The organism is Collinsella aerofaciens, from assembly GCF_015552075.1.
Lineage (GTDB): Bacteria > Actinomycetota > Coriobacteriia > Coriobacteriales > Coriobacteriaceae > Collinsella > Collinsella aerofaciens_Y.
Genome location: NZ_JADNDZ010000052.1, coordinates 80,884 through 92,856 on the forward strand (window position 1 = coordinate 80,884; position 11,973 = coordinate 92,856).

Consider the following 11,973-nt stretch of genomic DNA (forward strand, 5'->3'; position numbering starts at 1 on the left):
GACGGTCTTACGTTCGATGGTGCCCCATGTTGGATTCGAACCAACGGCCTTCTGCTCCGGAGGCAGACGCTCTAATCCCCTGAGCTAATAGGGCCAACGTTTGGCATTATACCCAAGTGCACCACGGGCTATCAAAATAAAAGAAAAAGCTTTGCAATTCCGAGGAAGACGCGGCGCAAAGGCCCACTTTAGAAGGCAAAAGCGAGTCAGATAGTATAAACTCTCATGCACCATATATACACGGCTCGCGATGCGGGCCGTTTTTGCAAGGGTTATCCATCGAGGTGAGAGGCACACCATGATTGCAATTTTAAAGCAGAGCGCCAGCGACGAGGCCGTCGGCCATATCGTCAGCTGGATTGAGAAAAAGGGTCTGAAGACCGATGTCTCGCGCGGCGAGAACGAGACGATCATCGGCCTGGTGGGCGATACAACCAAGATCGACCCGTTCCTGCTCGAGTCCATGGACGTCGTCGAGCGCGTGCAGCGCGTCTCCGAGCCGTTCAAGCGCGCCAATCGCAAGTTCCACCCCGAGGACTCCGTCATCGACTGCGGCCACGGCGTCAAGATCGGCGGCGATCAGTTCCAGGTCATCGCCGGCCCGTGCTCCGTCGAGGGCGAGAACCTCATCCGCATCGCCCGCCGCGTGAAGGCCGCCGGTGCCACGATGCTGCGCGGCGGTGCCTACAAGCCCCGCACTTCCCCGTACGCCTACCAGGGCATGGGCCCCGCCGGTCTGGACCTGCTGTGCGAGGCGTCTGCCGAGCTCGACATGCCGATCGTCACCGAGATCATGGACCCACGCGACGTGCAAGTCTTCCTGGACAAGAAGATCGACGTCATGCAGATCGGCGCCCGCAACGCCCAGAACTTCCCCCTGCTCAAAGAGGTCGGCAAGACCAAGACTCCAATCTTGCTTAAGCGCGGCATGTCCGGCACGATCGATGAGCTGCTCATGGCTGCCGAGTACATCATGAGCGAGGGCAACGACAACGTTATCCTGTGCGAGCGCGGCATCCGCACCTTCGAGACCCGCACCCGCAACACCTTCGACCTCAACGCCGTGCCGGTGCTGCACCACCTGTCGCACCTGCCCGTCGTAGCCGATCCCAGCCACGCCACCGGCTACACCCGCTACGTTGAGCCCATGGCGCTCGCGGCGACCGCCTGCGGCGCCAACGGTCTGGAGATCGAGGTCCACGATGAGCCGAGCCGCGCATGGTCCGACGGCGCTCAGGCCCTCACCCCCGACCAGTTCGACGACACCATGCGCCGCATCCGCGCCATCCGCGAGGTCGTCTGCCAAGAGACCATGGAGTAGCCCATGGGTACGGTGAGAAACGCGCGCGTTAACCAGGGCGGCCCCAAGTGCGCCGGTATCGTCGGCCTGGGCCTCATCGGCGGCAGCTTTGCCCGCGGCTATGCGCAGGCGGGCGTCCGCGTGCTGGCCTGGGATCCCGATGACGACGTCATGACAGCCGCCAGCATGGGTACCGTCGCCGGCGAGCTCAACGACGAGACGCTCGGTGAGTGCGACATCATAGTCCTTGCCTGCTATCCCGAGGCATGCATCGATTGGCTCGAGGCCCACGCCCAGGCGCTCGCCGACGCCACCGACACCGAGGCCATCATGGGCCCCGTGGTGATCGACACCGTGGGCGTCAAGGGCATCGTGTGTGAGCGGGCCTTTGAGCTCGCCCGCGAGCACGGTTTTTACTTTGTGGGCGCGCACCCCATGGCGGGCACCCAGTTCTCGGGCTACGCGCACTCCCGCGCCGACCTGTTCCAGGGCGCTCCCCTGGTGCTCGTTCCGCCCGCGGTGGACGATGCGCTCAAGCTGGAGCTTTTGGGCCAGGTGCGCGAGATGGTGCGTCCCCTGGGCTTTGGCAAGTTCAGCGTAACGAGCGCCGCTGAGCATGACCGCGTCATCGCCTTTACGAGCCAGCTCGCGCACGTGGTGTCCAACGCCTACGTAAAGAGCCCGACCGCCCAGGTCCACCACGGCTTTTCGGCCGGTAGCTACCGCGATCTCACCCGCGTGGCACATCTCAACCCGCAAATGTGGTCAGAGCTCATGATTGACGACGCCGACGCGCTCGCCTACGAGATCGACCATCTAATCGAATCGCTCGGCGCCTACAGCCGCGCCCTTAAGGACCGCGACCAGCGATATCTGGAGAATCTCCTTGCCGAGGGCGACCACATTAAGCGCGCACTCGACGACGAGGCCTCCCACTAGACCACCCATCACGCCAGGTCGAAAGGACCGAAGCTTATGGCGATTACCATCGATATCGACACTGCACGCCCCTACCAGGTGCATGTTGGCACGTTTTTGCTGGAGCAGGCGGGACCGCTCGTGCGCGCCACTGCCGGCGGCACCAAGGCCGTCATCGTGACGGACACCAACGTGGGCCCGCTCTACCAGATGCCCGTTAAGCAGAGCCTGGAGGCGTCAGGCTACGAGGTGAGCATCTGCACCTTCGAGGCCGGCGAGGCCCATAAGCGCGCCGAAACCTATGTTGCCATTTTGGAGTTTGTGGCCGAGCACGAGCTTTCGCGCTCCGACGTGATCGTGGCACTCGGCGGCGGCGTCGTGGGCGACGTGGCAGGCTTTGTGGCCGCCACCTACATGCGCGGCTGCAAGTTTGTGCAGATCCCGACGAGCCTGCTCGCCATGGTGGATTCATCGGTGGGAGGCAAGACCGCCATCGACCTGGCTGCCGGCAAGAACTTGGCCGGCGCCTTTTGGCAGCCGAGCGTGGTTATCGCTGACGTGGGGTGCCTGGCCACCCTCACGCCCGAGCAGTTCGCCGACGGCTGCGGCGAGGTCGTCAAGCACGCCGTGATCGCCGACCCGGAGCTTTTCGCCGAGCTGGAGAAGACCCCGCTCGCGCTTGAGCTGCTCAACCGCGATGTGGCCCGCGTAGCGCTCATCATCGCCCGCAATATTGACATCAAGCGCGCCGTGGTCGTCGCCGACGAGCGCGAAACCAACCAGCGCAAGCTCCTCAACTTTGGGCACAGCGCCGGGCACGCCGTCGAGGCCTGCGAGCACTTTGAGCTGGGACACGGCAACTGCGTGTCGATCGGCATGGGCATCATCACGCGCGCCGCGGCCCTGCACGGCGTTTGCGATACTGCACTGCCCGGTCGTATTGAGGAGCTCTGCGCCCGCCACGGCCTCAAGACCCGCTGCGAGCTTTCCGCCGATGCCGTCTTTGCCGAGGCGCTCCACGACAAGAAACGCGCGGGCGACACCATCGACCTGGTGATTCCGCACGGCATTGGCCGCTGCAGCATCGACCGCACGCCACTTTCCACTTTCCACGAACTCATTGCCGAGGGCCTCGGCCAGAAGGGAGACGCATCCGCATGCTAGCCCGCATCACCCCGTCCCCGCTCAAGGGTACCGTTCCCGCCATCGCGTCCAAGTCGATGGCGCACCGCCTGATCATCTGCGCCGCACTCGCCAACGGCGAGACGCACGTCACCTGCAATACCACCTGCGCCGACATCGAGGCCACGGTGCGCTGCCTTACGGCACTCGGCGCCCGCATTGAAACCGTCGAGGGCGGATTCCAGGTCCATCCAACCATGAAAAGCGTTGAATTTGGCCTGCTCAAGGCCCTTGCCGGCGGCACGCTCGACTGCGGAGAGAGCGGCTCCACACTCCGCTTTATGCTGCCCGTCGCCTGCGCGCTGGGCGCAGAGGCCACCTTTGTGGGCCAGGGCCGTCTGGGCGCCCGCCCGCTCTCCCCGCTCTCGGACGAGATCATCGCCGCCGGCTGTGACCTGCAGGGCCTAGGCGGTTTTCCGCTCAAAGCGAGCGGCCGCATGCGCCCGGGCACCTTTGTGCTGCCGGGCAACGTGAGCTCGCAGTATATCTCGGGCCTGCTGCTGGCGGCGCCGCTGCTGGCCCAGCCCTCCTGCGTGCAGGTGACCGGCCTCATCGAGAGCCGTCCCTACATCAACCTGACCATTCAGGCCATGAAGGCCTTTGGCGTCGAGGTCAACGTCGAGCGCATCCCGGCCAAGGACGGACAGCCCGAGGTCACGAACTTCCGTGTGAGCAGTGGCTCGTACCGCACGCCCGGTAGCGTGGCCGTCGAGGGTGACTGGTCCAACGCCGCCTTTTGGCTGTGCGCCGGCGCCATCGGCACCGACCCCATCACCGTCGAGGGCGTGTCGTTCAGCTCCGCACAGGGCGACCGCAACGTGCTCGCCGCGCTCTCGCGCTTTGGTGCCCGCATCGTGCGTTCCACCAACGCCGCCACCGTACAGTCCGACAAACTTGCCGGCTTTGAGATGAGTGCCCACGACATTCCCGACCTGGTGCCCGTCATCTCGGCCGTAGCCTCGCTGGCGCAGGGCCGCACCTTTATCCGCGATTGCGCCCGTCTGCGCATCAAGGAATCCGACCGCCTGGCAACCACCACCCGCGAGCTCACCGCGCTGGGCGCGCAGGTGCGCATTGCCGGTGACGACCTCATCATCAAGGGTGTCGATGCCTTCACCGGCGGCGAGGTCGATTCGCACAACGACCATCGCATCGCCATGATGGCCGCTATCGCCGCGAGCCGCGCCACCGGCGAGGTCGTGATCCACGGCGCCGAGGCGGTCAACAAGTCCTATCCCGATTTCTTCGACCACTACCGCCTGCTGGGCGGCAAGGTCACACTCGAGGAGGAATAGCATGTCCTCGACCTTTGGCAACGTCTTGCACTTAAGCATCTTCGGCCAGTCGCACTCCCCCGCCATCGGTTGCTCGCTCGATGGCGTCCCGGCGGGCATTGCCGTTGATCAGGAGCAGCTGCAGGCCTTTTTGGACCGTCGCGCCCCCGGCCGCGACGAGACCGCGACCAAGCGCCGCGAGGCCGATGCCGCGCATATCATTGCCGGCGTGGTCGATGGGCACACCACCGGCGCGCCCATCGCAGCGATTATCGAGAACACCAACACGCGCTCCAAGGATTACTCTGAGCAGCGCCGCAAGCCCCGCCCCGGACATGCGGACTTCCCTGCGCGCGTGAAGTATCACAACATGCACGATGTCGCCGGTGGCGGGCATTTCTCCGGCCGCCTAACGGCACCCCTGTGCATCGGCGGCGGCATTGCGTTGCAGGCACTCGAGGCCCGCGGCATTAACGTGATGGCGCACGTCGCGCAGATCGGCGGCATCTCCGACCTGCCGATGGACGACATGGTCTATCGCGAGGCCGACCGTAAGGCGATCCTAACGAACGATCTTCCTTGCATTGACGCCGCCGCAGCCGGCCGCATGCGCGAGGAGATCCTAGCCGCGCGCGACGAACTCGACAGCATCGGCGGCATCGTGGAGTGCGGCATTTACGGGCTTCCCGCGGGCATCGGCGACCCCATGTTCGACGGCATCGAGAACCGCATCGCGCAAATCGCGTTTGGCATTCCCGCCGTAAAGGGCGTGGAGTTTGGCATGGGCTTTGCCGTCGCCGCCATGCGCGGCAGCGAGAACAACGATCCGTATCGCATCGATGCCGAAACCGGCGAGATCGAGGTCGAGTCCAACAACGCCGGCGGCATCCTGGGCGGTATTTCGACCGGCGCGCCCGTCATGTGGCGCATGGCCGTAAAGCCGACGCCCTCCATTGGCCGTGAGCAGCAGACGGTGGACATGGACGCTATGGAAAATGCCGAGCTCTCGGTCCACGGCCGCCACGATCCCTGCATCGTCCCCCGAGCTGTCCCCGTAGCCGAGGCAGCCGCCGCCCTTGCCATCTGGGACGCCCTCCTCGAAGACGCCGCCCAGCGCTAACTACCCACCCCTCAACATCCCCCGATACGTGAAAGGGGTCTCCATGGACCTTGCTGACATCCGCCAGGCCATCGATGGCATCGACACCACGCTCCTCAACAGCTTTGTCGAGCGCATGGACATTGCCACCGAGGTCGCCAAGTCAAAAATCGAGATGGGCAAGGCCGTCTTCGACCCCGCCCGTGAGCGCTCCAAGCTCAACAACCTCGCCAGCCGCGCGCCCGAGCGCTACGAGGCGCAGACCATCACCCTGTTCCGTCTCCTCATGAGCATGAGCAAGGCCGAGCAGCAGCGCTACATCAACGAGCTCAAGGGCATCACCGTCTCGCAAAAGGCCCACGCCACGGCCGTGGCCTTTGACACACCCTTCCCCCAGACGGCCACCGTCGCCTGTCAGGGCGTTGAGGGCGCTTACAGTCAAATCGCCGCGTGCAAGCTCTTCGACGTGCCCGACATCGCGTTTTTTGAGACCTTCGAAGGCGTTATGTGCGCCGTGCGCGACGGCTTCTGCGAGTTTGGCGTGCTGCCCATCGAGAACTCCACCGCCGGCTCGGTCAACGCTGTCTACGACCTGCTCGCCCAGTTCGACTTCCACATCGTGCGCTCGCTTCGCCTCAAAATCGACCACAACTTGCTCGTCAAGCCCGGCACCAAGCTCGCCGACGTGCGCGAGGTCTACAGCCACGGCCAAGCTATTGCCCAGTGTGCCGGCTTTATCGAGTCCCACGACCTGCACGCCACCAAGTACCCAAACACGGCCATGTCGGCCGAGATGGTCGCCAACTCCGAGCGCACCGACGTCGCCGCCATCGCCTCGCGCAGCTGTGCCACGCTGTATGGCCTCGAGGTGCTGGAGCCCAACATCCAGGACTCGGACAACAACTACACGCGCTTTGTCGTCATCAGCCGCGAGCCGCGCGTCTATCCCGGTGCCAACCGCACCTCGCTCATGATCACCACGGCCAACGAGCCGGGCGCACTCTATCGTGTACTCGAGCGCTTCTACGCGCTCAATATCAACCTCATCAAGCTCGAGAGCCGCCCCATCCCCGGCCGCGACTTTGAGTTTATGTTCTACTTTGACCTGGACTGCCCCTTTGGCAGCAAGGCCCTCGACGACCTGCTTGATTCCATCGACGACGTGTGCGAGAGCTTCACCTACTTTGGCAGCTACACGGAGGTGCTCTAGATGACCGATACCACCGCAACCCGCCCCTACGGCGTGCTGGGCCGCGTGCTGGGCCACAGCTACACCCCGACCATCTACAAAGAGCTCGCAGGCCTGGAGTATGTGCGTTTTGAGCGTGAGCCCGAGGATCTTGAGGCTTTTATGACGGGCGACGAGTGGGAGGGCACCAACGTGACCATCCCCTACAAGCGCGCCGTCATGGAATACCTGGACGAGCTGAGTCCATTGGCCGAGCGTATGGGCAACGTCAACACCATCACGCGCCTGCCCGACGGCCGCCTGCGCGGCGACAACACCGACTACTTTGGTTTTCAGTGCCTGGTCGAGGAGCTGGGCGTTGAAGTGGCCGACAAGAAGGTCCTTGTGCTCGGCGCCACCGGTGGCGCGGGTACCACTGCCAGCATGGTGCTCGGCGACCTAGGCGCCACCGTGGTGCCCGTGGGCCGCACGAGCGAGGTCAACTACTGCAACATCGCGCAGCAGTCCGACGCCGCCCTGCTCGTCAACTGCACGCCCGCCGGCATGTTCCCCCATTGCCCCGACGCGCCTTGCACGCTCGAAGGGCTCGATGCGCTCGAAGGCGTTATCGACATTGTCTACAACCCCGCCCGCACGGGACTCATGCTCGAGACCGAGCGCCGCGGCATCCCCTGCATCGGTGGCCTGCTGATGCTCGTGGCCCAAGCGGCACAGGCCGTCGAGCACTATACCGGCCAAGTCACCCCGCGCAAGCGCATCTTAGACGTAACGGAGCGTCTGTCCCGCCGCGAACAAAACATCGCGCTGATCGGCATGCCGGGTTCGGGCAAGACCCGCGTGGGTGAGCAGATCGCCCAGCTCACGGGCCGCGAGCACATCGACTTGGATCGCGCGCTCGAGGAGCGTCTGGGCATGCCCTGTGCCGACTTTATCGTCGAGCGCGGCGAGGCGGCCTTCCGCGAACAGGAAACGGCGGCCTTGGCCGAAATTTCCAAGCGCAGCGGCCTGGTGCTCTCCACGGGAGGTGGCGTCGTCACGCGCGACGAGAACTATCCGCTGCTGCACCAGAACAGCCTGATCGTAATGCTCAACCGCAAGCTCGACGAGCTCGCCCACAAGGGTCGTCCCATCACCGCCCGCGACGGCATCGACAAGCTGGCCGAACAGCGCATGCCGCGCTACCGTGCCTGGGCCGATTACATCATCGACTCGCGCGACTGCGCCGCCAACACCGCCCAAGCCCTCCTCGACACCCTTTAAAACCTACCAAAAAGGGACAGGTTTATTTTGGCAGGTTTTATCTGGGCAAACGTCAAACCCCAAGGCCTGCAGCACACTGCACAACCACAAAGGAAGCAACCATGAAAGCACTCGTCATCAACGGCCCCAACCTCAACATGCTCGGCATCCGCGAGCCGGGCATCTACGGCAGCGACAACTACGACCGCTTGGTGCAGATCTGCAAGGAAACAGGCGCCGCACAGGGCTTTGACGAGGTCGAGGTCTTCCAGTCCAACCACGAGGGCAGCATCGTCGACAAGATCCAGGAGGCCTACGGCAAGGTCGACGGCATCGTCATCAACCCGGCGGCCTACACACACACGAGCGTGGCGATCCTGGACGCCCTCAAGGCCGTCGCCATCCCCGCCGTCGAGGTCCACATCAGCGCCGTCGAGACGCGCGAGGACTTCCGCCAGGTGAGCTACGCACGCCTAGCCTGCTTCGCCACCATCACCGGCGAGGGCCTGAAGGGCTACGCCCACGCGTTGGAGCTGCTGAAAGAGCATCTCGAAAAGTAAAATGCCAACCCCAACAAACAGCAGCGGCTTGCTCGCGCTCGGCTCCAGCAACACACAAGATGAAAAAAGCCCAGACCACCAAGCGGTCTGGGCTTAATAAACGATGGTGCTCCATGGCGGATTCGAACCGTCGACCTTGGGATTAGAAGTCCCCTGCTCTATCCAACTGAGCTAATGGAGCAAATAACCGCACGCCCAAGCAAGCACAAGCCTGTCAGGCGCAAGTAATTATAACCTAGTTGAACTGCTCGCGGTACGCCTTGCAGACCTCATTGACCGGGCCGTCCATGCGAAGGTCACCCTTCTCAATCCAAACTGCACGCTGGCAGATGCGCTCAACCTGCTCCATGGAGTGCGAAACGAACAGAACTGTCACGTCGCCGCTCTGGATAAAGTGTTGAATGCGCGCCTCGCACTTTTGCTGGAAGAACACGTCACCGACGGACAGTGTCTCGTCAACGATCAGAATATCGGGCTCGGTAATCGTCGCGATTGCAAAGGCGATACGCGCCACCATGCCCGAGGAGAAGTTCTTAAGCGGCATATCGACAAAGTTCTGCAACTCAGCGAACTCAATAATGCCGTCAAAGTTGGCGTCGATGAACTCCTTGGTGTAGCCGAGCAGGGCACCGTTCAGATAGATGTTCTCGCGGGCGGTCAGCTCGGGGTCAAAGCCGGCGCCAAGCTCAATCAGCGGCGCGATGTTACCGTGCACCTTAACGCTGCCCTCGCTAGGCTCAAGAACGCCAGCGATAATCTTGAGCATCGTAGACTTGCCGGAGCCATTGGTGCCGACCAGACCCACAACCTCGCCGCGATGAATATCAAACGAGATGTGCTTAAGCGCCCTAAACTCCTCAAAGAACAGCTCGTGCTTGGCAAGCTTAATGAAGTACTCCTTGAGGTTGGTCAGCGACTCGGACGCCATGTTAAAGATCATGGTGACGTCGTCGACCTCGACAGCCAGAGGCTGCTCGCTGTAATCAACAACAGATTCAGTCATCACAGCACTCCTTAGATGTAGAGGATAAATTTGCGCTCGGACTTATGGAACACGGTATAGCCAATAATAAGCGCAAGAACCGCCCAAGCGACGCACATACCAAACGTCATAAGCGAGGGCGTAGTCTGGAACAGGAAGATATCGCGCATAAACTGCAGGTAGTTGAACATGGGGTTCGCATACATCAAGATACGCACGAGATGCGGCATTTGCGCAATATAGTCAGTCGTCCAGAAGATGGGCGTAATGTAAGTCCACGCCGTAATGACGACGCTCCACAGATGCATAACGTCGCGGAAGAAGACCGTAAGGGCAGAGAGCATCATGCCCAGGCCCATGCAGAAGCACATAAGCAGCAGCAGGCAAACCGGCAACAGAATCAGGTGCCAAGAAGGCATAACGCGGAACCACAGCATGACGATGGCGACGGCGACCAGCGAGAAGGCAAAGTTGACCAGCGAGAAGAGCACCTTCTGCACCGGGAAAACCCAGCGGTGCACCTTAACCTTCTTGAGCAGAGGGGCAGCGCCCACGATCGACGTCAGGGCCTGGTTAGTAGACTCAGACATGACGGCAAAGGTGATGTTACCCACGATCAAGTACAGCGGGTACATCTCGGGCGTCATTGAGCCATTGCGGCCCTGGCCAAAAATCGTCGAGAACACGATGGCCATGACGATCATCATCAGCAGCGGGTTGAGCACCGACCATGCGACGCCCAGAACGCTACGGCGATACTTGATCTTAAAATCCTTGGTAACCAGCTGACGAAGGATAAACGCGTCCTTCTCAAATTCGTTCTTAGCAAACGTCGCAGGCAGACTGCGAGTTTCTTGTTGCTTTGTCTGATCCGACACGGATGCAACTCCTTTACTCGTAATCGTTGACAAACGAACAGTATAGACCCGACGGCCATGCAAACGATTCGCGCAACAAAACTGGAGAACTAACCCACATCTTAGGATGCCAGGCCCAAACGGCTATACTTTCTAGGATTGAATGTATAAGGAGCATTAAGTGAATTCTGAATCCATCGCCGTCATCATCCCTTGCTACAACGAAGCGCTCACGATCGGCAAAGTCATCGACGACTTTCACCGCGAGCTTCCGCAGGCGACGGTCTATGTCTATGACAACAACTCGTCGGACGATACCTCACGCATTGCCACCGAGCACGGCGCCACAGTCCGCTTTGAGCCCCGTCAGGGAAAGGGCAACGTGTGCCGCCAGATGTTTCGCGATATCGACGCCGATTGCTACCTGATGGTCGACGGAGACGACACCTACCCCGCCGAGGCGGCCAAGGCCCTCTGCGAGCCCATCCTTAACGGCACGGCCGACATGACCGTAGGCGATCGCCTTTCCAACGGCACCTACGCCGAGGAGAACAAGCGTGCCTTCCACGGCTTTGGCAATAATCTGGTCCGCGCCATGATCAAGTGGATCTATGGCTACAGCTTCGATGACGTCATGACAGGCTACCGCGCCATGAGCCGCCCGTTCGTTAAAACCTTCCCAGTGCTTTCCGAGGGCTTTCAGATCGAAACCGAGCTCTCGATCCACGCCGTCGACCACCGCTGGCGCATCAAAGATGTGCCCATCGAGTACCGCGACCGTCCCGAGGGTTCCGAGTCCAAACTCAACACCGTGAGCGACGGCATTAAAGTCGTTGCGATGATCGGCACGCTGTTCAAGGACTACCGCCCGCTGAAGTTCTTCAGCCTCGTTGCGCTTCTGTTCGCGGTATTCGGCCTCGCCCTGGGCATGCCCATCGTTGTCGAATATTTCCAGACCGGCCTCGTCCCGCGCTTCCCCACCGCTATGCTCGCCGCCTCGTTTATGTTCCTATGCGGCCTGAGCCTTGCGACCGGCTTCATCCTAGATTCTGTAGCAAAGGTCGAAAAAAAGCAGTGGGAGGTCAACGTGTACAGCAAATACGCCTACGACGACCAGCCCGGCCACCCTACTTCCATGCCAAGCGAGAGGTAGATCTTCCGCAAAATACTATTGGCACCACTGCGCAGATAGCCACCAACAAGAAAAGCCGCCGTTAAAGAACGGCGGCTTTTACTCTCGAAAAGTTAATAGCGGCTAGAGCGTCTTGATGTACTCCCCCAGCTCTTCCTCCCAGTCGGGCATGTGGAAGCCGGCAGCCTCGAGCTTGGACAGGTCGAGCGCGGAGTGGACCGGGCGCGGGGCGATGGGGCCC

The 11,973-nt window shown here is 61.9% G+C and carries 11 protein-coding genes and 2 tRNA genes; 9 read left to right on the forward strand and 4 right to left on the reverse strand.

Translation table 11 applies throughout. From position 1 onward, the window contains the following. Nucleotides 1-17: 17 nt before the first annotated feature. Nucleotides 18-94: transfer RNA gene (locus I2D41_RS03685), tRNA-Arg, on the reverse strand. Nucleotides 95-298: 204 nt separating this feature from the next. Here I2D41_RS03685 and aroF point away from each other — a divergent pair. The 8 genes from aroF to aroQ all read left to right on the forward strand — a co-directional run bounded on the left by aroF (nt 299) and on the right by aroQ (nt 8,761). Continuing rightward, the gene (gene aroF / locus I2D41_RS03690; RefSeq protein WP_117745938.1) at nt 299-1,321 is read left to right on the forward strand and encodes a 3-deoxy-7-phosphoheptulonate synthase; all 1,023 of its coding nucleotides are present in this window, start codon (nt 299-301) and stop codon (nt 1,319-1,321) included. A 3-nt stretch (nt 1,322-1,324) separates the two neighbouring features. Beyond that, nucleotides 1,325-2,239 carry a prephenate dehydrogenase gene (locus I2D41_RS03695; RefSeq protein WP_195363572.1) on the forward strand — a complete coding sequence of 305 codons (915 nt, stop codon included), beginning with the start codon at nt 1,325-1,327 and terminating at the stop codon, nt 2,237-2,239. A 36-nt stretch (nt 2,240-2,275) separates the two neighbouring features. Next, nucleotides 2,276-3,382, forward strand: coding sequence for a 3-dehydroquinate synthase (gene aroB / locus I2D41_RS03700; RefSeq protein WP_195363573.1), 1,107 nt, complete (start codon nt 2,276-2,278; stop codon nt 3,380-3,382). Continuing rightward, entirely contained in the window at nt 3,376-4,695 is a 1,320-nt protein-coding gene (aroA, locus tag I2D41_RS03705) for a 3-phosphoshikimate 1-carboxyvinyltransferase (protein ID WP_195363574.1), read from the forward strand. The genes aroB and aroA overlap by 7 nt, the downstream gene beginning before the upstream one ends. A gap of 1 nt (nt 4,696) precedes the next feature. Then, nucleotides 4,697-5,794, forward strand: a complete 1,098-nt coding sequence (gene aroC, locus I2D41_RS03710; protein WP_195363575.1) for a chorismate synthase — start codon at nt 4,697-4,699, stop codon at nt 5,792-5,794. 43 nt (nt 5,795-5,837) lie between these two features. Beyond that, nucleotides 5,838-6,983 (forward strand): prephenate dehydratase, encoded by a 1,146-nt coding sequence (gene pheA / locus I2D41_RS03715; protein ID WP_195363576.1) that lies wholly within the window; start codon nt 5,838-5,840, stop codon nt 6,981-6,983. Further along, the gene (locus I2D41_RS03720) at nt 6,984-8,222 is read left to right on the forward strand and encodes a shikimate kinase (RefSeq protein ID WP_195363577.1); all 1,239 of its coding nucleotides are present in this window, start codon (nt 6,984-6,986) and stop codon (nt 8,220-8,222) included. Nucleotides 8,223-8,323: 101 nt separating this feature from the next. Next, on the forward strand, nt 8,324-8,761 hold the full coding sequence (aroQ, locus tag I2D41_RS03725) for a type II 3-dehydroquinate dehydratase (RefSeq protein ID WP_195363578.1): 438 nt from the start codon (nt 8,324-8,326) through the stop codon (nt 8,759-8,761). A gap of 104 nt (nt 8,762-8,865) precedes the next feature. Here the strand turns inward: aroQ and I2D41_RS03730 are convergent. The 3 genes from I2D41_RS03730 to I2D41_RS03740 all read right to left on the reverse strand — a co-directional run bounded on the left by I2D41_RS03730 (nt 8,866) and on the right by I2D41_RS03740 (nt 10,621). Beyond that, nucleotides 8,866-8,942 (reverse strand) — tRNA-Arg (locus I2D41_RS03730). Nucleotides 8,943-8,996: 54 nt separating this feature from the next. Next, nucleotides 8,997-9,764, reverse strand: a complete 768-nt coding sequence (locus I2D41_RS03735; RefSeq protein WP_195363579.1) for an ABC transporter ATP-binding protein — start codon at nt 9,762-9,764, stop codon at nt 8,997-8,999. An 11-nt stretch (nt 9,765-9,775) separates the two neighbouring features. Continuing rightward, nucleotides 9,776-10,621 carry an ABC transporter permease gene (locus tag I2D41_RS03740; protein WP_022094778.1) on the reverse strand — a complete coding sequence of 282 codons (846 nt, stop codon included), beginning with the start codon at nt 10,619-10,621 and terminating at the stop codon, nt 9,776-9,778. 160 nt (nt 10,622-10,781) lie between these two features. Between I2D41_RS03740 and I2D41_RS03745 the strand changes: the two genes are divergently transcribed. Beyond that, complete coding sequence (locus tag I2D41_RS03745) at nt 10,782-11,753, forward strand: glycosyltransferase family 2 protein (protein WP_052044190.1); 972 nt, start codon at nt 10,782-10,784, stop codon at nt 11,751-11,753. The last annotated feature ends 220 nt before the right edge of the window (nt 11,754-11,973 follow it).

Bases quoted from the DNA above. Each gene is read 5' to 3' on its own strand.
- I2D41_RS03735 (WP_195363579.1), bottom strand. From the start codon at position 9,764: ATGACTGAATCTGTTGTTGATTACAGCGAGCAGCCTCTGGCTGTCGAG.
- aroQ (WP_195363578.1), top strand. From the start codon at position 8,324: ATGAAAGCACTCGTCATCAACGGCCCCAACCTCAACATGCTCGGCATC.
- pheA (WP_195363576.1), top strand. From the start codon at position 5,838: ATGGACCTTGCTGACATCCGCCAGGCCATCGATGGCATCGACACCACG.
- I2D41_RS03720 (WP_195363577.1), top strand. From the start codon at position 6,984: ATGACCGATACCACCGCAACCCGCCCCTACGGCGTGCTGGGCCGCGTG.
- aroF (WP_117745938.1), top strand. From the start codon at position 299: ATGATTGCAATTTTAAAGCAGAGCGCCAGCGACGAGGCCGTCGGCCAT.
- aroC (WP_195363575.1), top strand. From the start codon at position 4,697: ATGTCCTCGACCTTTGGCAACGTCTTGCACTTAAGCATCTTCGGCCAG.
- aroB (WP_195363573.1), top strand. From the start codon at position 2,276: ATGGCGATTACCATCGATATCGACACTGCACGCCCCTACCAGGTGCAT.
- aroA (WP_195363574.1), top strand. From the start codon at position 3,376: ATGCTAGCCCGCATCACCCCGTCCCCGCTCAAGGGTACCGTTCCCGCC.
- I2D41_RS03695 (WP_195363572.1), top strand. From the start codon at position 1,325: ATGGGTACGGTGAGAAACGCGCGCGTTAACCAGGGCGGCCCCAAGTGC.